General features: G+C 71.2%; 21 protein-coding genes. 15 read left to right on the top strand and 6 right to left on the bottom strand.

From position 1 onward, the window contains the following. Positions 1 to 3: 3 nt before the first annotated feature. The 4 genes from zwf to tkt are packed head-to-tail and all read right to left on the bottom strand — an operon-like array spanning position 4 to position 6391. A complete protein-coding gene (gene zwf, locus F6W97_RS33785; protein ID WP_155374754.1) occupies positions 4 to 1539 on the bottom strand; it encodes a glucose-6-phosphate dehydrogenase in 1536 nt (511 codons plus the stop codon). A 12-nt stretch (positions 1540 to 1551) separates the two neighbouring features. Then, positions 1552 to 3198, bottom strand: a complete 1647-nt coding sequence (locus tag F6W97_RS33780) for a glucose-6-phosphate isomerase (RefSeq protein ID WP_155374612.1) — start codon at positions 3196 to 3198, stop codon at positions 1552 to 1554. Beyond that, a complete protein-coding gene (tal, locus tag F6W97_RS33775; RefSeq protein ID WP_155374611.1) occupies positions 3195 to 4310 on the bottom strand; it encodes a transaldolase in 1116 nt (371 codons plus the stop codon). Before tal ends, F6W97_RS33780 begins: the two co-directional genes overlap by 4 nt. Positions 4311 to 4312: 2 nt before the next feature. Further along, the gene (gene tkt, locus F6W97_RS33770) at positions 4313 to 6391 is read right to left on the bottom strand and encodes a transketolase (protein WP_269059723.1); all 2079 of its coding nucleotides are present in this window, start codon (positions 6389 to 6391) and stop codon (positions 4313 to 4315) included. A gap of 318 nt (positions 6392 to 6709) precedes the next feature. Here tkt and F6W97_RS33765 point away from each other — a divergent pair, with 318 nt between their 5' ends. The 3 genes from F6W97_RS33765 (at position 6710) to F6W97_RS33755 (ending at position 9162) form a co-directional block, all read left to right on the top strand. Beyond that, positions 6710 to 7612, top strand: coding sequence for a heme o synthase (locus F6W97_RS33765; RefSeq protein ID WP_269059724.1), 903 nt, complete (start codon positions 6710 to 6712; stop codon positions 7610 to 7612). 217 nt (positions 7613 to 7829) lie between these two features. Further along, positions 7830 to 8150 (top strand): hypothetical protein, encoded by a 321-nt coding sequence (locus F6W97_RS33760; RefSeq protein WP_155374610.1) that lies wholly within the window; start codon positions 7830 to 7832, stop codon positions 8148 to 8150. Positions 8151 to 8232: 82 nt separating this feature from the next. Then, on the top strand, positions 8233 to 9162 hold the full coding sequence (locus tag F6W97_RS33755) for an ATP-grasp domain-containing protein (protein ID WP_155374751.1): 930 nt from the start codon (positions 8233 to 8235) through the stop codon (positions 9160 to 9162). Positions 9163 to 9452: 290 nt separating this feature from the next. Here F6W97_RS33755 and F6W97_RS33750 read toward each other — a convergent pair whose 3' ends face one another. Next, positions 9453 to 10175: a hypothetical protein gene (locus F6W97_RS33750; RefSeq protein WP_155374609.1), complete on the bottom strand. Its 723-nt coding sequence runs from the start codon at positions 10173 to 10175 to the stop codon at positions 9453 to 9455. Positions 10176 to 10251: 76 nt separating this feature from the next. After that, a complete protein-coding gene (locus tag F6W97_RS33745) occupies positions 10252 to 11187 on the bottom strand; it encodes a COX15/CtaA family protein (protein ID WP_155374750.1) in 936 nt (311 codons plus the stop codon). A 193-nt stretch (positions 11188 to 11380) separates the two neighbouring features. Here F6W97_RS33745 and F6W97_RS33740 point away from each other — a divergent pair, with 193 nt between their 5' ends. The 12 genes from F6W97_RS33740 (at position 11381) to F6W97_RS33685 (ending at position 20869) form a co-directional block, all read left to right on the top strand. Continuing rightward, complete coding sequence (locus F6W97_RS33740; protein ID WP_230687204.1) at positions 11381 to 12157, top strand: helix-turn-helix transcriptional regulator; 777 nt, start codon at positions 11381 to 11383, stop codon at positions 12155 to 12157. After that, a complete protein-coding gene (sufB, locus tag F6W97_RS33735) occupies positions 12154 to 13575 on the top strand; it encodes a Fe-S cluster assembly protein SufB (protein WP_155374607.1) in 1422 nt (473 codons plus the stop codon). The genes F6W97_RS33740 and sufB overlap by 4 nt, the downstream gene beginning before the upstream one ends. Beyond that, positions 13575 to 14717, top strand: a complete 1143-nt coding sequence (sufD, locus tag F6W97_RS33730; RefSeq protein WP_155374606.1) for a Fe-S cluster assembly protein SufD — start codon at positions 13575 to 13577, stop codon at positions 14715 to 14717. The genes sufB and sufD overlap by 1 nt, the downstream gene beginning before the upstream one ends. Continuing rightward, entirely contained in the window at positions 14714 to 15049 is a 336-nt protein-coding gene (locus tag F6W97_RS33725; RefSeq protein ID WP_155374605.1) for a non-heme iron oxygenase ferredoxin subunit, read from the top strand. Before sufD ends, F6W97_RS33725 begins: the two co-directional genes overlap by 4 nt. Further along, positions 15046 to 15825 (top strand): Fe-S cluster assembly ATPase SufC, encoded by a 780-nt coding sequence (sufC, locus tag F6W97_RS33720; RefSeq protein WP_155374604.1) that lies wholly within the window; start codon positions 15046 to 15048, stop codon positions 15823 to 15825. The genes F6W97_RS33725 and sufC overlap by 4 nt, the downstream gene beginning before the upstream one ends. Positions 15826 to 15841: 16 nt before the next feature. Continuing rightward, positions 15842 to 17134, top strand: a complete 1293-nt coding sequence (locus tag F6W97_RS33715) for a cysteine desulfurase (protein WP_155374603.1) — start codon at positions 15842 to 15844, stop codon at positions 17132 to 17134. Positions 17135 to 17136: 2 nt separating this feature from the next. Further along, positions 17137 to 17589 (top strand): Fe-S cluster assembly sulfur transfer protein SufU, encoded by a 453-nt coding sequence (gene sufU, locus F6W97_RS33710; RefSeq protein ID WP_155374602.1) that lies wholly within the window; start codon positions 17137 to 17139, stop codon positions 17587 to 17589. Next, complete coding sequence (locus F6W97_RS33705) at positions 17589 to 17999, top strand: metal-sulfur cluster assembly factor (RefSeq protein ID WP_155374601.1); 411 nt, start codon at positions 17589 to 17591, stop codon at positions 17997 to 17999. The genes sufU and F6W97_RS33705 overlap by 1 nt, the downstream gene beginning before the upstream one ends. Positions 18000 to 18090: 91 nt before the next feature. After that, positions 18091 to 18546, top strand: a complete 456-nt coding sequence (locus F6W97_RS33700; protein ID WP_230687203.1) for a hypothetical protein — start codon at positions 18091 to 18093, stop codon at positions 18544 to 18546. A 42-nt stretch (positions 18547 to 18588) separates the two neighbouring features. Then, the gene (locus F6W97_RS33695; RefSeq protein ID WP_155374600.1) at positions 18589 to 19329 is read left to right on the top strand and encodes an N-acetyltransferase; all 741 of its coding nucleotides are present in this window, start codon (positions 18589 to 18591) and stop codon (positions 19327 to 19329) included. A 156-nt stretch (positions 19330 to 19485) separates the two neighbouring features. Further along, positions 19486 to 20115, top strand: a complete 630-nt coding sequence (locus tag F6W97_RS33690) for a LysE family transporter (protein ID WP_155374599.1) — start codon at positions 19486 to 19488, stop codon at positions 20113 to 20115. A 4-nt stretch (positions 20116 to 20119) separates the two neighbouring features. Further along, entirely contained in the window at positions 20120 to 20869 is a 750-nt protein-coding gene (locus F6W97_RS33685) for an HAD family hydrolase (protein WP_155374598.1), read from the top strand. Positions 20870 to 20891: the final 22 nt, after the last annotated feature.

Here is a 20891-nt window from a genome sequence, read left to right as displayed (position 1 = left end):
CGCTCATGCTCGCCGCCAGGTGCGGCCCTCGCGGGCCAGCATCTCGTCGGCCTCGCGCGGACCCCACTCGCCCGCCCGGTACGTCGCGGGCTTGGTGCCAACCCAGGCGTCCTCCAGCGGGTCGATGATGCGCCAGCCCTCCTCGACCTCGGCCGCGTCCGGGAACAGCGTCCGGTCGCCCAGCAGCACGTCGAGGATGAGCCGCTCGTACGCCTCGGGGCTGGACTCGGTGAACGCCTCGCCGTAGGCGAAGTCCATGGTGATGTCGCGCAGCTCCATCTGGGTGCCGGGCACCTTGGAGCCGAACTTCAGCATCACGCCCTCGTCCGGCTGGACCCGGATGACCAGCTGGTTGTTGCCCAGCAGCTCCACGTCCTCGGGGTAGAACGGCAGGTGCGGGGCCTTCTTGAAGAGCACGGCGACCTCGGTGACCCGCCGCGGCAAGCGCTTGCCGGCCCGGATGTAGAACGGCACACCCGCCCAGCGGCGGTTCTGGATGGTCAGCCGCACCGCCGCGTACGTCTCGGTGTTCGAGTCCGGCGGGACGTCCGACTCCTCCAGGTAGCCCGGCACCCGGGCACCGGCGACCCAGCCGGTCAGGTACTGCCCGCGCACCGTCTCGGTGGCGACGTCCTTCGGCGGCACGGTGGCCCGCAGCACCTTGAGCTTCTCGGCGCGGATCTCGGAGGCGTCGAACGTGGTCGGCTCCTCCATGGCGACCAGCGCCAGCAGCTGCATCAGGTGGTTCTGCATGACGTCGCGGGCCGCGCCGGTGGCGTCGTAGAAGCCGGCCCGGGTGCCGATGCCGACGTCCTCGGCCATGGTGATCTGCACCGAGTCGACGTACTTGGAGTTCCACAGGGGCTCGAACAACGAGTTCGCGAAGCGCAGCGCCAGGATGTTCTGGACCGTCTCCTTGCCCAGGTAGTGGTCGATGCGGAAGACGTCCTCCGCGCTGACCACGTCGTCGACCAGGTCGTTGAGAGCCTTGGCCGACTCCAGGTCCTCGCCGAACGGCTTCTCGACCACGACCCGCCGCCAGCCGCCGGACTTGGCGTTGTCGGCCATGCCGGTGCGCTCCAGCTGCTTGAGCACGGTCGGGAAGGCGGCCGGGGGGATGGAGAAGTAGAACGCGGCGTTGCCCTGGATGCCGTGCGTGTCGCGCAGCTCGTTCAGGCAGTCGTGCAGCCGGTCGAAGGCGGCGTCGTCGTCGAACGCCCCGCCCACGAAGCGGAAGTTGCCCGCCAGCCGGGCCCAGACCTCCTCGCGCCACGGGGTGCGCGCGTGCTCCATGGCCGCGGTGCGGGCCACGTTCTCGAAGTCGCCGTCGCCCCAGTCACGCCGGGCGAACCCGGCGATCACGAAGCCGGGCGGCAGCAGGCCCCGGTTGGCCAGGTCGTACACGGCGGGGATGAGTTTCTTGCGGGCGAGGTCGCCGGTGACCCCGAAGATGACGAGCGCGCATGGCTCCGGGATCCGCGGCAGTCGGCGGTCCTGGGGGTCCCGCAGCGGATTGACCCGCTCCGGGTCGGACGACACGGTCACGTGACGTCACCTCTCCTTGTGCGGCTGGAGTCGGGCCGCCGCGTCCAGCAGCTGGGCGATGCCCTTGGCCCGGTCGGTCAGGTGCAGGTGCAGCAGCGGGCGGTCACGCCCGGCCAGCGCCTGCCGGTCGCCCGCGGCCTGTGCCGCCTGCAGCTGACCGAAGGTGTACGGCTTGCCCGGCACGGCCAGGTCGTCGGCGACCTCGCCGGTGATCTGCAGGAACGCCCCGCTCTGCGGCCCGCCCTTGTGGTACTGGCCGGTCGAGTGCAGGAAGCGCGGGCCCCAGCCGAACGTCACCGGGCGGCCGGACGCCGCGGCCAGCAGCTCGCGCAGCTTGGCGGTGTCGGCGTCGGCGAACCGGTCCAGGTACGCCATCACGGCGATGTAGCCGTGCTCGCCGGCTGCCCCGAGCAGGGCGCGCAGCGCGTCCTCCAGGGAGCTCGCGTCGCCGTACCCGGTGACGGCGCCTTCGGTGAACGACGGCGTCGCCGCCGGCAGGCCCTCGTCGAGGATCTTGTTGGTGTTCTGCTTGGACTCGGTGACGTTGGGCTGGTCGAACGGGTCGATGCCGAGCACCCGCCCGGCCACCGCGGTCGCCGCCTCCCAGCACAGGAACTGCGCGCCGAGCGCCCCGTTGACCGAGACGTGCGGCACCACGCCGCTGCCCGGCACCGCGCCGACGCCCAGCGCGCCGCCGATGGTGGCGGTGAGCACGTCGGAGCCGGTGGCGCCGGCGCTGATCGGGGTCTCCACCACGACCGGCAGGATGCCCAGGCCCTGCTTGCCGGTGGACTCGGCGATCAGCTGCTCGGCCCAGTCGCCCAGGCCGGTGATGCCGCTGCCGTCGTCGACCAGCGCGAGCTTGTCACGGCCGTTGCGGGCCGCCGCGCCCATGACCGCGCCGAGCAGGAACGCCGGGTTGTCGACGTCGCCGGTCAGCGTGCCGGCGAACTCCTCCGCCTGGTCCAGCAGCTCGGCCACGTCCACCCCGGCCAGCGCCGTCGGCACCATGCCGAACGCGGTCAGCGCCGAGTAGCGGCCGCCCACGTCCGAGTCGGCCAGCAGCACGAACGCCCCCATCTCGCGGGCGGTCGCCTCCAGCGGCGAGCCGGGGTCGGTGACGATGACGAAGTGCCGCCCCGCCTCGGCCGGGCTGAGCCCGGAGTCGAGGAACGCCTGCAGGTACGCCCGCCGGTGGCTGTCGGTCTCCACCGTGCCGCCGGACTTGCTCGACACCACCACCACGGTGCGGTCCAGCCGGTCGCGCAGCGCGGCCGCGACCTGGCCCGGGTCGGTGGTGTCCAGCACGGTGAGCCGCTTGCCCAGGGTGAGGGAGATCACCTCGGGGGCCAGCGACGAGCCGCCCATGCCGGCCAGCACCACGTGGTCCAGGTCGCCCAGCTCCGCACCCAGCTCGGCGAGCTGCGGCAGCAGCGCCCGGCTGCGCTGGAAGGTGTCCACCCAGCCCAGCCGCACGGCCGCCTCGGCCTCGGCGGCCGGGCCCCACAGCGTGTTGTCCTTGGCCGCCAGCTTCGCGGGCACGCCGTCCTGCACCAGCTGGGCGAGCACCGGCTCGGCCGCGGCGGCGACCTCGCGGGACACCCGCACGGTCAGCCCGCCGCCGAACACGACTTCCTGAAAATCCTCGCTCACGCCTGCTCCAGCTTCGCCTGCACGCCTTCGAGCAGCTCGGTCCAGCTGGCGTCGAACTTCGCCACGCCGTCGCGCTCCAGGAACTCCACCACGTCGTCGTAGTCGATGCCGGCCGCGCGCAGCGCGTCCATCGTCATCTCGGCCGACTGCAGGTTGCCGGTGATCGTGTCGCCGGGCACCTTGCCGTGGTCGGCGAAGGCCTTCATGGTCTTCTCCGGCATGGTGTTGACCGTGTTCGGCGCGATCAGCTGCTCGACGTAGAGCGTGTCCGGGTAGGCCTCGTTCTTGGTGCCGGTGGAGGCCCACAACGGACGCTGCGGCTTGGCGCCGGCGGCCTTGAGGGCGGCCCAGCGCGGGCTGTTCACGACGTCCAGGTGCGCGCCGTACGCCAGCCGCGCGTTGGCGACCGCGGCCTGCCCGCGCAGGGCGAGTGCGTCCGGGGTGCCGATCTTCTCCAGCCGCTTGTCGATCTCGGTGTCGAAGCGCGACACGAAGAACGACGCCACGGACTCGATCTTCGAGAGGTCGTGCCCGTTGGCCTTTGCCTGCTCCAGGCCGGTCAGCCAGGCGTCCATCACCGCGCGGTAGCGCTCCAGCGAGAAGATCAGCGTCACGTTGACGCTGATGCCCTCGGCCAGCGCGGCGGTGATCGCGGGCAGGCCGGCCAGGGTCGCCGGGATCTTGATGAACAGGTTGGGCCGGTCGACCAGCCACCACAGCTGCTTGGCCTCGGCGATGGTCGGCTCGGTCTTGTCGGCCAGCCGCGGGTCGACCTCGATCGACACCCGCCCGTCGACGCCGTCGGAGGCGTCGAACGCCGGGCGCATCACGTCGCAGGCCCACCGGATGTCGTACGTGGTGAGCATGCGCACGGCCTCGTCGACCGTGACGCCGCGCACCTTCAGGTCGTGCAGCTGCGTGTCGTAGAGGTCGCTGCCGCCCATCGCACCAGCGAAGATGGTCGGGTTGCTGGTCACGCCGACGACGTGGGACTCGTCGACCAGCTTCTGCAGCGCCGTGTGCGAGCCGCCTTCAGTGAGCCGCTCACGGGAGATGTCGTCGAGCCACACCGCCACGCCCGCGGCGGAGAGTTCGCCCAGTGGATCAGTCATAGTCACTCGCCTACCTTGGAGAGGGAGCGGCGGGCCGCTTCCGCGACCGCCTCCGGGGTGAAACCGAACTTCTCGAACAGGGTGGCCGCCGGAGCCGACGCGCCGTAGTGCTCCAGGCTCACCGACTCACCGGCGTCGCCGACCAGGTCCCGCCAGGACATGGCGATACCGGCCTCGACACTGACCCGGGCCTTGACGTTCGCGGGGAGCACGGACTCCCGGTACCCCGCATCCTGCGCGCGGAACCATTCCTGGCACGGCATGGACACGACGCGCGTGGGCACGTCCTCGTCCTCCAGCAGTTCCTGGGCCTTCAGGCAGAGCGCGACCTCGGAGCCGGTGCCGATGAGGATCACCTGCGGGGTGCCGGTGGAGGCCTCCTCCAGGATGTAGCCGCCGCGTTCGAAGCCGGTGATCTTCGCCGGGTCGAGCGTGGGCACGTTCTGCCGGGTCAGCGCGAGCGCCGTGGGCCGGTCGGTGTGCTTGAGCGCCATCCGCCAGGCGTGTGCGGTCTCGTTGGCGTCGGCCGGGCGCACCACGTCCAGGCCGGGGATGGCCCGCAGCGCGGTGACCTGCTCCACCGGCTGGTGGGTCGGGCCGTCCTCGCCCAGGCCGATCGAGTCGTGCGTCCAGACGTACGTCACCGGCAGCTTCATCAGCGCGGCAAGCCGCACGGGCGGGCGCATGTAGTCGGAGAAGACCAGGAACGTGCCGCCGTACACGCGGGTGCCGCCGTGCAGCGCGATGCCGTTCATGATCGAGCCCATGCCGTGCTCGCGGATGCCGAAGTGCAGCGTGCGGCCATACTCGTCGCCGGGGAACTCCTTGGTGGCGAACTCGGCCGGGACGAACGAGGGCTCGCCCTTCATCGTGGTGTTGTTGCTCTCGGCCAGGTCGGCCGAACCGCCCCACAGCTCCGGCAGCACCGGCGCGAGCGCGTTGAGCACCTGGCCGGACGCGGCGCGGGTGGCCAGGCCCTTCGGGTCGGCCGGGAAGCTCGGCAGCGCCTTCTCCCAGCCGTCGGGCAGGGTGCGGGTGCTCATCCGGTCGAACAGCGCCAGCCGCTCCGGGTTGGTCTTCGCCCAGTCGTGGAACGCCTCCTCCCACTGCTCGTGCAGCAGGCGGCCGCGCTCGGCCACGGCGCGGGTGTGCGCGATGACCTCGTCCTCGACCGGGAACGCGACGGCCGGGTCGAAGCCGAGCAGCTCCTTGACCGCGGCGGCCTCGTTCGGGCCGACCGCCGAGCCGTGGATCTTGCCGGTGTTCTGCTTGGTCGGGGCCGGCCAGCCGATGATGGTGCGCAGCGCGATGAAGCTGGGCTTGTCGGTGACCGCCTTGGCGCGCTGGATCGCCGCCCACAGCGCGGGCACGTCCTCGTGGTAGCCGGTGTTGCCGCCGGTCCAGTCGACCTTCTCGACGTGCCAGCCGTACGCCTCGTAGCGCTTGCAGACGTCCTCGGACTTCGCGATCAAGGTGTTGTCCTCGATCGAGATCTCGTTGTCGTCGTAGAAGACGATGAGGTTGTCCAGCTTCTGGTGGCCGGCGATCGAGGAGACCTCGTGGGTCACGCCCTCCTCGATGTCACCGTCCGAACAGATCACGAAGATGTGGTGGTCGAACGGGCTGGTGCCGGGTGCGGCGTCCGGGTCGAACAGGCCGCGCTCGCGGCGGGCGGCCATGGCCATGCCGACCGCGTTGCCCAGGCCCTGGCCCAGCGGGCCGGTGGTGGTCTCCACGCCGCGGGTGTGCCCGTGCTCCGGGTGGCCCGGGGTCAGCGAGCCCCACTGGCGCAGCGCCTGCAGGTCCGACAACTCCAGGCCGTAGCCGGCGAGGAACAGCTGGACGTACTGGGTGAGGGAGGAATGGCCGGCGGAGAGCACGAAGCGGTCGCGGCCGGTCCAGTCGGGGTCGTTGGGGTCGAGCCGCATGGCCCGCTGGAACAGCAGATAAGCCAGTGGAGCGAGGCTCATCGCGGTGCCCGGGTGGCCGTTGCCGGCCTTCTCGACGGCGTCCATGGCCAGGACGCGGGCGGTGTCCACCGCGCGGCGGTCGATGTCAGACCAGATCAACTGCTCGGTCACAGCTGTGCTACTCCTAGCGACTCGTTTCCGTCGCGCCAGGCCGTGGAAGGTTCGCCACGCCCTGGGGCTCCGGCAGGTATGAAGCATCGTCGTCCGGGCGGCCACGGTGTCGCCAGGCGTCGGTGTTGACCCTACTCATACCGCGCACGACGCATGTGCGAACCCGTCCATTCCGCGCGTGGTGGCGCGCCCGCAGGGGTTGACCAGCGTTGCCGTACCCTGTTGCGGGTGAGCACGCTCGCCGCAGAGTCGCCTGAGGCGGCCACCGTAGATCTCCCGTCCCCCCGCACCGCCGTCATCCCGGTCCAGCCGGGCGCGGTGGCCCGTGCCGCGCAGCTGCAACAGCGCAAGGCCAGATGGGCGATGGTGGGGGCATACGTGTCGCTCACCAAGCCGCGCATCGTCGAGCTGCTGCTCATCACCACGATCCCGGCCATGATGCTGGCGGCCGAAGGCCTGCCGTCGATCTGGCTGATGCTGGTGGTGCTGGTCGGCGGCTCGTTCGCAGCCGGCGCTGCCAACGCCATCAACTGCTTCATCGACCGCGACATCGACCCGCTGATGGGCCGCACCTCGCGGCGTCCACTGGTGACCCACAAGATCTCGCCGAAGGCCGCGCTCGTGTTCGGCCTGACGCTGGCGGTCTCCTCGACCCTGCTGATGGCGGCCTTCACCAACTGGCTGGCCACCGCGCTGACCGTGGCGGCGATCGTCTACTACGACGTGATCTACACCGCCTGGCTGAAGCGCACCACGCCGCACAACACCTTCTGGGGCGGCGTGTGCGGGGCGATGCCCGTGCTCATCGGCTGGGCCGCGGTCACCGGCTCGCTGGCCCCGGCGGCCTGGCTGCTCTTCGGCGTCGTCTTCTTCTGGCAGATGCCGCACTTCTACGCGCTGGCCATCCGGTTCAAGGACGACTACGCCAAGGCCGGCATCCCGATGCTGACGGTGGTGGCGACCCCGCGTCGCGTCGCGATCGAATCCGTGGTCTACTCCTGGCTCACGGTGGCCGTGTCGCTGGCGGTGTGGCCGCTGGGCATGTCGTCGGTGTACGGCCTGCCCGCGCTGATCTGCGGCGGCTTCTTCATCCTGGAGGCCCACGGCCTGTACAGCCGCACGGTCAAGGGTGAGGACGTCAAACCCATGCGGCTGTTCCACTGGTCCACGGCGTACCTCACGATCGTGTTCGTGGCCGCCGCGGTCGACGTGTTCATCTGAGCGGTTGTTACCTGTTTCGGCCGGACACGCCCTTTTTCGGCACGGTGTGTCGGCCAGCTGACTAAAAACTGTCCGTTCTGTTACGCATTGACGATGCTATTTCCGGGCGAACCCGGACACCTGATCTCTGTACGCCGGGTTGCGATCACGTAACAGGAATCACAAAAGCCCATCACCATCCCTCCACGGGACACCCGTTCTGCTTATCGTGCTTGGCATGGCAGAAGGTTCAGATACGACGACGACCATCGAGACCCCCACCGTCAGCCTTGTGGCGGGCCTGCGCGCTTTCGCGAGCGAGCACGGGGGAGCGAAGGCAGTCGTCGAATACGTCGGACGGCGCGGTTCGCGCATCGTGCTGGTGGGCAATGACGGAGCGTGGGGCGACCGCATGGCCGCCAGCACCGACATCGCCCGGGCCGCCTGCGAGAAGGCCGGCATCACCGTGGAGAACGAGTGGGAGCGCGAGCTGATCGAGCTCATGCGCCCCACGAACGACCTCTGGCGTTCCATGTCCAAGCGAGTTTTGGCGCGCTGAGGTTCTTTCAGATCCCGCGTTATATTCGGATCTTGTGAGCACATCCCTTGACCACGCGACCCGGGCCCAGGCCCGGGTCGCCCTGGTTCTTGAAGAAGGTTCCGTCGAAGCAGGTTCCGCCCCGTCGCCGCGCCCCTCCGGCGGCCGTCCCCGGGTCGCGATCGTGACCTGCGCCGAGATCCCGCTGCTGGAGGCCGACGACCAGCTGGTGCTGCCCGCGCTGGCGGCCCTGGGCGTCGACGCCTCGCCCGTCGTCTGGGACGACGCATCGGTTGACTGGTCCGCCTACGACCTGGTCGTGCTGCGCTCCCCGTGGGACTACGCGCAGCGCCACGACGAGTTCCTGGCCTGGGCGGCCACCGTGCCCCGCCTGGTCAACCCGGTCGAGACGGTGGCCTGGAACACCGACAAGCGCTACCTCGCCGAGCTGGCCGCCGCCGGGCTCCCGGTCACCCCGACCACCTTCCTGGCCCCCGGCGACGAGTGGACGCCCCCGGCCGGCGGCGGCGAGTACGTCCTCAAGCCCGTGGTGAGCGCCGGCAGCCGCGACACCGGCCGCTACGGCCCCGGTGACGCGGCCCAGGCCGTCGCCCACGTGCGCCGCCTCCAGGCGGCCGGCCGGATCACCATGGTCCAGCCGTACCTGCCCGCGGTGGACTCCTACGGCGAGACCGCGCTGCTCTACTTCGCCGACCCGGCCACCGGTCGGCTGGCCTACAGCCACGCCATCCGCAAGGGCCCGATGCTGACCGGCCCCGACGAGGGCCTGGAGACGCTGTACAAGCCCGAGGAGATCACGCCCAGGGTGCCCACGACCGCCGAGCGGGCCGTGGGCGAGGCCGTGGTGGCCACCCTGCCCGACGGCCTCGTCTACGCCCGCGTGGACCTGATCCCCGACGAGCGGGGAAACCCGCTCCTGGTCGAGCTGGAACTGACCGAACCCTCGGTCTTCATGCTCCACGACGAGGGCGCCGCAGCCCGCCTCGCCACCGCCATCACCTGGGCCCTCTGACCGCCGCCGCCCCTCGGGCCGTCGCGCCGCGGTGAAGATCGCTGTTTGGTGTCAAAACCTCGGGTCTGACCCCACTTCCTGACCCGAAACAGCGATCTTCACCGCGCGACCTCACGGAAGCCGCCAAGATCGCGACGATCTTGCGCGGAGGGTTGTCCGTTCGCCGAAATGCCCGCTTCGTGCCCGCAGCTCGCGCAAGATCTCCGCGGCGCGGCGCGGCGCGCAGCGTCGCCGCGGGGCGGGGTGCCGCGGGGCGGGGTGCCGCGGGGCGGGGTGCCGCAGGGCGGGGGTTAGGGGGCGGGGGTGCGGGAGAGGAAGTCGCGGAGGCCGGCGCCGGGCGGGTCGTCGGGGTGGGCGGCGAGGCCGCGTTCGGCCCAGGAGCGGGCGGCGGCGGGGTCGCCGATGTCGGCCAGGGCGCGGGCCAGCCGGCCGTACTGGGCGGCGTGTTTGAGGTCGCCGCCGATGACCTCGATCAGGGTGGCGGTGTCGCGTTCCCAGCGGGCCAGGCGCTCGACGGCGTCGCGGGCGCTGAGGTCGCCGGGGTCGGCGGCCCAGCGCCGGCGCACCACGGCCCGGTAGTGGTCCAGGCCGTCGGGACCTAGGGCGGGGCCGTACGCCCAGATGTCGACGGGGCACCAGCGGCCGGTGTCGAACTGCACGGTGACCAGCCAGTCGGCCAGTTCCACCGGGTCGGGGGCGTCCTGGCGGCAGGATTCGGCGTGGGTGGCCAGCAGGCGGTTCAGCAGGTTGTCCAGCGCGCCGGAGGCGTCGTCGGCGTGGTCGAGGGTGCTCAGCAGCAGCTCGACGGCGTGCGCGAGGGGCTCCCGGGCGACCGCGGCCCGGCCGGTGCGCACCAGGGTGGCCAGTTCCTCGGCGACCTGCGCGGCGCTCTCGGCGTGCCGGACGCTGGCCCAGTAGTCGAGGGCGCCGGTGGTGGTGAAGGTCCGGGTCACCACGCCCGGGAGGGAGTCCTCGGGGTGGGCCTGCGGCGCGCGGCGCAGTGAGGTGGGCACCCCGTCATCATCGCTCCGACGGGCGGTCCGTGAGGGGCTTGCGCGACCGGTTGACGACCGGATCGGAATCTGGCGGTTACCGGACGGTGACCAATGTCCGGTTCGTTTCGTCGCTGGTCAGGCTGGACGCGCTCCCACCGGCCTCGGGGGCGTCGTCGAACCCGGTGGCCCAGACCACGGCCAGGGTGGCGACCCACACCGCGCAGGCTCCGGCCATGTGCGCGCCGACCAGCAGGGCGGGCAGATGGGTGAAGTACTGCACGAAGCCGATCGCGCCCTGGGCCAGCAGCACCCCCAGCAGGATCGCCGAGGCACGGACCATCGGGGCGGCGGTGACGGCGCGGGCGGCGAACCAGCACGCGACGGCCAGGCCCAGCATGAGGAACACGGCGTCCACGTGCAGCTGGGAGATCATCTCGGGGTTCAGGCCGGTGCGGTGGGCCTTCTCGTCACCCGCGTGCGGGCCGCTGCCGGTCACCACGACGCCTATCACCACCACGGCGGCGGAGGCGGCGGTCAGCGCCCAGGTGAGCGGCCGGAGCCGGGTGGCCGCGCCGGTGACCGCGGGGCGGCGCACGGTTCGCTGCCAGAGCAGGTACGAGCCGCCGATCATCGCGGCGGAGAGCAGGAAGTGCAGTCCGACCACGTACGGGTTGAGGTCGGTGAGGACCGTGATGCCGCCCACCACGCCCTGCCCTGGGATGCCCAGCGCGAGGATCACCGCGGGGCGGCGCAGCCGGGCGTGCCGCCACACGGCCACCACGAGCGCGATGGCGATGGCCGACAGTACGAAGGTCAGCAGCCGGTTGCCGAACTCGATGGCCCCGTTGACGCCCATCGCCTCGGTGGCGGTGTACGAGTCCTCGGTGCACTTGGGCCAGGTGGGGCAGCCCAGGCCGGAACCGGTGAGCCGGACCGCGCCACCGGTGATCACGATGCCGATGTTGCCCGCGAGACCGGCCAGGGCCAGCCTCCGCCGGGTCGTCGCGTCCGCGTCGAGCAGCTGCGGCACCGGCCACACCGGCACGCGTTCCAGGATCCGGGTGACCCGGGGGACAAATCCGGCCGCATCGGCGGTGTCGACATCACGCACGAACCGATGGTAGGCGCGCGTTCCGGGCGCGCCGAGTTAGGGCAGGCTGGGTGTCACGGGTCACGCCGGGGGCGGTTTGCGCACGTCGAACTAAATAAGTAACACTGGTGTAGTGAAAAAGGGCGGGGTGATCACAGAGGCATCCGATCGCCGCGTGGGTCATCCTGCCACGCGCGGCCGGGTGATAGAGCTGCTTGCCCAGGGCCCCGCGACCGCGGCGGCGCTGGGAGTCGAGCTGGGCCTGAGCCCGGCCGGCGTGCGCCGCCACCTCGACGCGATGTACGCCGAGGGCCTGGTCAGCGCCCGCGAGCAGGTGATCCGCGGCCCGCGTGGCCGGGGACGCCCCGCCAAGGTCTTCTCGCTGACCGACACCGCCCGTGACGGGCTCGGCCGGCATGCCTACGACGGCCTGGCCACGGCAGCCCTGCGCTGGATCGCCGAGCGAGGCGGCGAGCGCGAGGTGGCCGCCTTCGCGGCGGCGCAGATCTCGGTGCTCGAGCAGCGCTGCGAGGCCGCCGTACGCGACTCGGGTGACGATCCTCTCGCTCGCGCGGAGGCGCTCGCGGAGGCGCTGACCGCTCAGGGATACGCTGCGAGCGCGTCCACGATCGCCACCGGCGGGCAGCTGTGCCAGCACCACTGCCCCGTCGCGCACGTCGCCGCCGAGTTCCCGCAGCTGTGCGAGGCCGAGACCGAGGTGATCGGTCGCCTGGTCGGCACGCACGTGCAGCGGCTCGCGACGATCGCGCACGGCGACGGGGTGTGCACGACCCACATACCTCCGAAACTGGCCCGTCCCGGAGCGCCGCCTGGTGGCGCGCCGGCTCCGGCGGGACGAACCGAGCTTATTCAGATCAACGATGGCGTCACGATGAGGACGGGATCATGACCGAGCAGATCACCACGACCGAGGACCAGCTCGCTGGCCTGGGCAAGTACGAGTACGGCTGGGCCGACCCGGACCTGGCCGGGGTCAACGCGCGGCGCGGTCTCAACGAGGCCGTGGTGCGCGACATCTCGGGCAAGAAGAGCGAAGCCGACTGGATGCTCGAGCTGCGGCTCAAGGGCCTGCGCCTGTTCGGCCGCAAGCCCATGCCGAACTGGGGCGCGGACCTGTCGGGCATCGACTTCGACAACATCAAGTACTTCGTGCGCTCGACCGAGAAGCAGGCGGCGAGCTGGGAGGACCTCCCCGAGGACATCAAGAACACGTACGACAAGCTCGGCATCCCCGAGGCGGAGAAGCAGCGCCTCGTGGCCGGTGTCGCCGCGCAGTACGAGTCCGAGGTCGTCTACCACGCGATCCGTGAGGACCTGGAGCAGCAGGGTGTGCTGTTCCTGGACACCGACACGGCGCTCAAGGAGCACCCGGAGCTGTTCAAGGAGTACTTCGGCACCGTCATCCCGGTCGGCGACAACAAGTTCGCCGCGCTGAACACGGCGGTCTGGTCGGGTGGCTCGTTCATCTACGTGCCGCCGGGCGTCAACGTGGAGATCCCGCTGCAGGCCTACTTCCGGATCAACACCGAGAACATGGGCCAGTTCGAGCGGACCCTGATCATCGTCGACGAGGGCGCGTACGTGCACTACGTCGAGGGCTGCACCGCGCCGATCTACTCGTCCGACTCGCTGCACAGCGCGGTCGTCGAGATCATCGTGAAGAAGAACGCGCGCTGCCGGTACACCACGATCCAGAACTGGTCGAACAACGTCTACAACCTGGTCACCAAGCGCGCCGTGTGCCACGAGGGCGCGACCATGGAGTGGGTCGACGGCAACATCGGTTCCAAGGTCACCATGAAGTACCCGGCCGTGTTCATGGTCGGCGAGCACGCCAAGGGCGAGGTGCTCTCGGTGGCCATGGCCGGCGAGGGCCAGCACCAGGACGCCGGCGCCAAGATGGTGCACGCGGCTCCGCACACCTCGTCGACGATCATCAGCAAGTCGATCGCCCGGGGCGGCGGCCGCACCTCGTACCGCGGCCTGGTCCAGGTGATGGAGGGCTCGCACCACAGCAAGAGCACGGTCAAGTGCGACGCGCTGCTGGTGGACACCATCTCCCGCTCGGACACCTACCCCTACGTCGACATCCGCGAGGACGACGTGTCCATGGGGCACGAGGCGACCGTCTCCAAGGTGAGCGACGACCAGCTCTTCTACCTGATGAGCCGGGGCCTGTCCGAGGACGAGGCGATGGCGATGATCGTGCGCGGCTTCATCGAGCCCATCGCCAAGGAGCTCCCGATGGAGTACGCCCTGGAACTGAACCGACTGATCGAACTGCAGATGGAAGGCGCCGTCGGCTGATGAGCACCGAAGTTATCGCACCGCCCAAGACGAAGTCGCAGGCGTTGCGCTCGTTCCACGTCGCCGACTTCCCGGCGCTCACCGGTCGCGAGGAGGAGTGGCGCTTCACGCCGCTCAAGCGGCTGCGGGGCCTGGCGGCCGGCGACCTCGCGGCCTCGGCCGCGCCCAAGCACGAGTACGGCACGCTGCCCGAGGGGGTCACCGTCGCCACGGTGTCCACCTCGGACGCCCGGATCGGCGGGGTGCTGACCCCGTTCGACCGGATCAGCGCCTGGGCCTTCGAGAACGCGGCCGACGCGCTGGTGGTCGAGATCGCCAAGGAGACCGTGCTGGCCGAGCCGTTCACGCTGCGGCTGGCCGGGCACGGCGCCGAGGGCGCCGCGGCGGCGCACACCTACCTGTCGGTGGGGGCGTACGCCGAGGCGACGATCGTGCTGGAGCAGACGGGCAGCGTCACGCTGGCCGACAACGTCGAGATCGCGGTCGCCGACGGCGCGAAGCTGACCCTGGTCACGGTCGCCGACTGGGCCGCCGACGCGGTGCAGGCGCAGCACGTCAAGGTCAAGCTCGGCCGCGACGCGAAGATCCTGCACGTGCAGGTGTCGCTCGGCGGTGACCTGGTGCGCCAGTTCACCAGCGTCGACTACACCGGCCGCGGCGGCGAGGCGGAGCTGTACGGCCTGTACTTCGCCGACGGCGCGCAGCACATCGAGCACCGCCTGCTGGTGGACCACTCGGTGCCGGACTGCCGCTCGTACGTGGGCTACCGGGGCGCGCTGCAGGGCGAGGGCGCGCACACGGTCTGGGTCGGCGACGTGCTGATCCAGGACCAGGCCACCGGCACCAGCACCTACGAGGTCAACCGCAACCTGCTGCTGTCCGACGGGGCGCGGGCCGACTCGGTGCCGAACCTGGAGATCGAGACCGGCGAGATCGTCGGCGCGGGCCACGCCTCGGCGACCGGCCGCTTCGACGACGAGCAGCTGTTCTACCTGATGGCCCGGGGCATCCCGGAGGCCGAGGCGCGCAAGCTCGTGGTCCGTGGCTTCTTCGCCGAGCTGCTGGGCAAGATCCCGGCCGAGGACCTGCGCGAGCGCCTCGGCACGGCCATTGAGGAGCGGCTGGAGAAGGCGGGATCGTGACCGACTTCGTCAGGGCCTGTGCTGCCGACGACGTCGCCAAGGGTGCGGCGCTCGCGGTGGACCTCGCCGGCACGCCGGTGGTCGTGGTGCACACGGAGGACGACGGCTTCTACGCCGCGTACGACGAGTGCTCGCACGCCGCGGTGGCGCTGTCGGAGGGCGAGGTCGACGGCTGCACGCTGGAATGCTGGCTGCACGGCTCGCGTTTCGATCTTCGTACCGGTGCGCCGACCGGCCTGCCCGCCACCGAACCCGTTCCCGTCTTTCCCGTCGAAGTCCGTGACGGTGATGTCTACGTCAGTCTGACGCCAAGCAATGGAGTGACCCGATGAGCAAGTTGGAGATCCGCGACCTTCAGGTGTCGGTGAAGCTGCCCGAGGGCGAGCTGAAGCCGATCCTGCACGGGGTCACGCTGACCGTGGAGTCGGGCCAGACGCACGCCATCATGGGCCCGAACGGGTCCGGCAAGTCGACCCTGGCCTACTCGATCGCGGGCCACCCGAAGTACGAGATCACCGGCGGCACGGTGACCCTGGACGGCCAGGACGTGCTGGCCATGACCGTGGACGAGCGCGCCCGCGCGGGCCTGTTCCTGGCCATGCAGTACCCGGTCGAGGTCCCCGGCGTGTCGGTGGCGAACTTCCTGCGCACCGCGAAGACCGCGATCGACGGCGAGGCCCCGAAGCTGCGCACCTGGGCCGGCGAGCTCAAGGGCTCGATGGAGAAGATGGGCATGGACCCCGCCTTCGCCCAGCGCAACGTGAACGAGGGCTTCTCCGGCGGTGAGAAGAAGCGGCACGAGATCGTGCAGCTGGAGCTGCTCAAGCCGAAGATCGCGATCCTCGACGAGACCGACTCCGGCCTGGACGTCGACGCGCTGCGGGTCGTCTCCGAGGGCGTGAACCGGGTCAAGGAGAACAACGACACCGGCGTGCTGCTGATCACCCACTACACCCGGATCCTGCGCTACATCCGGCCCGACTTCGTGCACGTCTTCGTCGCCGGCAAGATCGTCGAAGAGGGCGGCCCGGAGCTGGCCGACAAGCTCGAGGCCGAGGGTTACGAGCGTTACGCGGCCGGCGCCGGCACGGCTGCCGTGGCCGCCTGAGGGAGCTGAGCTGACGATGACCGCCTTGACCATCCCGGCCGGGATGCCGCAGTACGACGACAAGCCGCGCTTCGACGTGGAGCGCGTGCGCGCCGACTTCCCGATCCTGGGCCGGGAGGTCAACGGTCATCCGCTCGTCTACCTCGACAGCGGCAACACCTCGCAGAAGCCGCGCCAGGTCATCGACGCGGTGGCCCGCTACTACGCCGAGCACAACGCGAACGTGGCGCGCTCGGTGCACACGCTGGGCACCGAGTCGACCGAGGCGTACGAGGGCGCGCGGGCCAAGGTCGCCGCGTTCATCGGCGCGCCCAGCGTGGACGAGGTGGTGTTCACCAAGAACGCCACCGAGGCGCTGAACCTGGTCGCGCACGCGTTCGGCCCGCACGCGCAGGACCCGCGCTTCCGGCTCGGCCCCGGCGACGAGATCGTGATCTCGGAGATGGAGCACCACTCCAACATCGTGCCGTGGCAGCTGCTCTGCCAGCGCACCGGCGCGACGCTGCGGTGGTTCGGCCTCACCGAGACCGGCCGCCTCGACGAGTCGAACCTCGACGAGCTGGTCAACGAGCGCACCAAGATCGTCTCGATCGTGCACATGTCGAACGTGCTCGGCACCGTCAACGCCACCGCGCGCATCACCGCCCGGGTGCGCGAGGTCGGTGCGCTGCTGATGCTCGACTGCTCGCAGTCGGTGCCGCACCTGCCGATGGACGTCGTCGACTACGACGCCGACTTCATCGCGTTCACCGGGCACAAGATGCTGGCCCCGACCGGCATCGGCGTGCTGTGGGGGCGCGGCGAGCTGCTCAACGCCATGCCGCCGTTCCTGGGCGGCGGGTCGATGATCGAGACGGTGAAGATGACCGGCTCGACCTTCGCCCCGGCCCCGGCCCGGTTCGAGGCGGGCACCCCGCCGATCGCGCAGGCGGTCGGGCTGGGCGCCGCGATCGACTACCTGACCGCGATCGGCATGGACGCGGTGGCGTGGCACGACAAGGAGCTGACGGCGTACGCGCTGGACGCCCTTGACACGGTGCCGGGCCTGCGTATCTACGGCCCCCGGGTGCCGGTGGGACGCGGCGCGACCATCTCGTTCACGCTCGACGGGATCCACCCGCACGACGTGGGCCAGGTGCTCGACTCGCTCGGTGTGCAGGTGCGGGTCGGCCACCACTGCGCCAAGCCGATCTGCGACCGTTTCGCGGTGCCCGCGCTCACCCGGGCCTCGTTCTACCTCTACACGACGACCGACGAGGTCGACGCGCTCGTGCGCGGTCTGGATCAGGTGCGGAAGGTCTTCGCTTAGCCATGCAGCTCGACCAGCTCTACCAGGAGATCATCCTGGACCATTACAAGCGCCCCAAGGGGCGCGGGTTGCGCGAGCCCTTCGCGGCCGGCGTGCACCACGTCAACCCGACATGCGGCGACGAGATCACCCTCCGGGTCGCCCTGGACGGGGAGACCATCAGCGACATCTCGTACGACGGCCAGGGCTGCTCGATCAGCCAGGCGTCCGCGAGCGTGCTCTACGAGCTGCTGAACGGCCGCAAGGTCGACGACGCGTTCGCGGTGCACGCGGCGTTCGTCGAACTGATGGGCGGCAAGGGCCAGGTCGAGCCCGACGAGGAGGTGCTGGGGGACGCGGTCGCGTTCGCCGGCGTCGCCAAGTACCCCGCGCGGGTCAAATGCGCGCTGCTGTCCTGGATGGCGTTGAAGGACGCGGTCGCTCAGGCCGTCGCCCTCGAGAAGGAGGAAGTGTGATGAGCGAGACCGACATCGTCGACGCCGTGGAGACCGCGCCCGTCGAGGCCGCGCCGGTCGAGGCCGCCGCGCCGAAGGCCGTCAAGAAGGCCGAGGTGGACGAGGTCCGCGAGGCCATGAAGGACGTCGTCGACCCCGAGCTGGGCATCAACGTGGTCGACCTGGGCCTGGTGTACGGCGTCCACATCGACGACGAGAACGTGGCGACCCTCGACATGACGCTCACCTCGGCGGCCTGCCCGCTGACCGACGTCATCGAGGAGCAGACCCGCGCCGCGCTGACCACCGGCCCCGGTGGCGGCCTGGTGAACGACATGCGCATCAACTGGGTGTGGCTGCCGCCGTGGGGTCCCGACAAGATCAGCGACGACGGCCGCGACCAGCTCCGCTCCCTCGGCTTCAACGTCTGACCCACCGCACGTCTCGCGAAGGGCGTCCACCCCACCGGGTGGGCGCCCTTCGCGCATCCCGGGGCGGTGCGGCAGGCCCTAGGCTCGGGGCGTGGGGAATGCGTCCGAGGGGCCGTCGGCGGAGTTGCAGGCGTGGACGTGTGCGGTGTGCCCGGCGCAGGAACTGGCCCCGGGGCGGTTCGACGTGGCCGCCCGGCCGGGCCCGGACAGCCGCTACGAACCGGCGACCGGCTGGCGCGTGGACCTGTCCACCAGAGCGCCCACCTGCGTGCACCCGTACCGGGTGGGACTGCCGCCGGGGGCGTACGCCTCCGCGGGCGCGCCGCTGCCGCCGCGGCGGCCGTTGCCGCCCGATCCGCGCGACCTCGCCCTGCCCGACGACCCCACGCTGCTGGAGGCCTGGTTCGTGGCGGTGCTGCGGTCCACCGAGCCGGAGCGGATGCGGGCCGCCCTGGCGCAGGCCGAGCAGGTGGCGGGGGAGCGGTTCCCGGGCCGGACGGTGGTGGCCGCTGTTCGCCGGGTCATGTCCACCGAACTCGCGAGATAATGCGGTTGATCGACTCCCGTCCGGCGGAGGAGGCTCGCGCTCATGCAGATCGCCACCCTCGACCAACGCCCCGACCTCGTCGACGCCCTGTGGGACATGCCCACGGTCTGGCCGGAGTTCATGCGCCACGACCCGATCTCGAACCTCTACTACGGCCTCGCGGTGCAGGAGTGGCCGGAGTACATCCTGGTGGCCGAGGACCCCGACGAGCCCGGCCGGCTCGTCGCCAAGGGCCACAGCGTGCCGTTCTTCCTGCCCGAGGGCGACGAGCTGCCCACTGACGGCTGGGACGGCGCGCTGCGCCGCGCCCTGCGCGCCCGGGTGGCGGGGGAGAAGCCGAACATCGTCTCCGCGATCGAGATCGCGGTGCGCCCCGACCGGCAGGGCACCGGCCTGTCCGCGCTGATGCTGACCGCGATGCGGGACAACGCGGCCCGGCGGGGCTTCGCGGACCTGGTCGCCCCGGTGCGGCCCAACGGGGCCAAGGACCCGGCCGAGCCGATGACGTCGTACGCGTACCGGACCCGCGAGGACGGCCTGCCCGTGGACCCGTGGCTGCGGGTGCACGTCCGGGCGGGCGGCGTCATCGAGAAGATCGCCCCGCGCTCGATGGTCATCCCGGGCACCTGCGCGGAATGGCGCGACTGGACCGGCCTGCCGTTCGACACCACCGGGCCGGTCCACGTGCCGAAGGCGCTGACCCCGGTGCACGTCGACGCCGAGCACGACTGGGCCGTGTACGTCGAGCCCAACGTGTGGATCCGGCACCGCACCGGCGCCTGAGACATCGACCGGAAAATAGGTCGCGGGCAGGCCGGCGGCATCCCAGAATGGCCGCATGACCGCTACCTGCCTGCGCCTCGCGCCCCTGTCCGCCTCGGCGGAAGGACGGCGGCGACAGCAGCGTCGGTCCCTGGCCGGAACGAGCCGCCCGCAGTCGTGACCGCCGCCGGAGTGGCGGGTCTGCTGGCGGGGTACGGCGTAGCCGTGCCCGTCGGCGCGATCGCCCTGCTGCTGATGAGCCTCACCGCCCGCACCTCGCTGCGGATCGGCGCCGCCGCTGCACTGGGCGTGGCGGCCGCCGATGGGATCTACGCCCTGGTCGCCGTGCTCGGCGGGGCCGCCCTGGCCCGCTGGATCGAACCGATCGCCACGCCGCTGCGCTGGATCGCGGTCGCCGTGCTGCTCTACATCGCGGGACACACCGCGGTGAGCGCGGTGCGCCACTACCGCGACCCGGCGCGGGCCCGCGAGACCAAACTGCTGGACACGCCGGGCCGGGCCTTCCTGGCACTGCTCGGGCTGACCCTGCTCAACCCGATGACCATCGTGTACTTCGGCGCGCTGGTCCTCGGCGGGCGGCAGGCGATGGACGGGCTGACCGGTCCGGAGGGCGCGGTCTTCGTGACCGCCGCCTTCCTCGCCTCGGCCAGCTGGCAGCTCACCGTCGCGGCGGGCGGCGCGCTGGTGGGCCGGGTGCTCGCCACACCGCGTGGACGCCTGGTAACCGCCCTGGTGTCCAGCCTGGTGATCTCGATCCTCGCGGTGGCGCTCGTCGTGGCAGAGTAAGCGCATGCTGCCTACCCCCTCCGCTCTGCTGCTCGACTTCGGCGGGGTGATCGTCGAGTCCGGACGGTCGCCCCTGCCGGAGGGCTCCGCTCCTCGCCACGCCGAACTCGTCCGGCGCGTCCACCGGCTCACCGGCGGCGTGGTCGGCGAGGACGAGATCCGCCACGCGCTGGACGAGGCGAAGAAGGCCCGCGCGCGGATGCGCGAGAACACCGAGGAGTGCCTGGAGATCAGCCACGAGCAGCTCTGGGGGGAGCTGATCGCCGTGGAGTGGCCGGCGGTGGCGCGGGCCACGGTCCTGGTGCACGCCAGCGACCTGACCCGGCAGTGGGCGCGGCGGGCGGACTGGCGGCTCCGGCCCGGCATCGCCGACCTGCTGGACTTCACCGTCGGGCGGGGCATGCCGGTCGCCGTGGTCAGCAACACGCCCTGCGGCCAGGCGCACCGCGAGGCGCTCGACGAGTTCGGGCTGACCGGCGCGATCGCCGCCCAGATCTACAGCGACGAGCTGGGCGTGTACAAACCGCATCCGAGCATGATCTGGGCCGCCGCCCGGGACATCGGCGTGGCCGCCGCCGACTGCTGGTACGTCGGCGACCAGCCGCACCGCGACGTCGTCTGCGCCCGCCGGGCCGGGGTGGGCGCCGCCATCCTCATGCCCGAGGGCGAGCCGCGCGAGGTCGGCGAGAACACGCCGGACGCGGTCGTCGCGGACGGCACCGAGCTGCTCGCCCTGCTCCGCCAGGCGCTGTAGGGGGACGGTCCCCGGCGCGCCG

The sequence above is a fragment of the Catellatospora vulcania genome (assembly GCF_009720385.1).
Lineage (GTDB): Bacteria > Actinomycetota > Actinomycetes > Mycobacteriales > Micromonosporaceae > Catellatospora > Catellatospora vulcania.
The sequence above is the reverse complement of the archived record's forward strand: the minus strand, read 5'-3'. Positions and strand labels throughout refer to the sequence as shown.

What these genes read in the sequence shown, in the direction of transcription:
- F6W97_RS33685 (WP_155374598.1), top strand. Translation starts at nt 20,120, where the DNA reads ATGCTGCCTACCCCCTCCGCTCTGCTGCTCGACTTCGGCGGGGTGATC.
- sufU (WP_155374602.1), top strand. Translation starts at nt 17,137, where the DNA reads ATGCAGCTCGACCAGCTCTACCAGGAGATCATCCTGGACCATTACAAG.
- tal (WP_155374611.1), bottom strand. Translation starts at nt 4,310, where the DNA reads ATGACTGATCCACTGGGCGAACTCTCCGCCGCGGGCGTGGCGGTGTGG.
- sufD (WP_155374606.1), top strand. Translation starts at nt 13,575, where the DNA reads ATGAGCACCGAAGTTATCGCACCGCCCAAGACGAAGTCGCAGGCGTTG.
- sufB (WP_155374607.1), top strand. Translation starts at nt 12,154, where the DNA reads ATGACCGAGCAGATCACCACGACCGAGGACCAGCTCGCTGGCCTGGGC.
- F6W97_RS33715 (WP_155374603.1), top strand. Translation starts at nt 15,842, where the DNA reads ATGACCGCCTTGACCATCCCGGCCGGGATGCCGCAGTACGACGACAAG.
- F6W97_RS33760 (WP_155374610.1), top strand. Translation starts at nt 7,830, where the DNA reads ATGGCAGAAGGTTCAGATACGACGACGACCATCGAGACCCCCACCGTC.
- F6W97_RS33705 (WP_155374601.1), top strand. Translation starts at nt 17,589, where the DNA reads ATGAGCGAGACCGACATCGTCGACGCCGTGGAGACCGCGCCCGTCGAG.
- F6W97_RS33695 (WP_155374600.1), top strand. Translation starts at nt 18,589, where the DNA reads ATGCAGATCGCCACCCTCGACCAACGCCCCGACCTCGTCGACGCCCTG.
- sufC (WP_155374604.1), top strand. Translation starts at nt 15,046, where the DNA reads ATGAGCAAGTTGGAGATCCGCGACCTTCAGGTGTCGGTGAAGCTGCCC.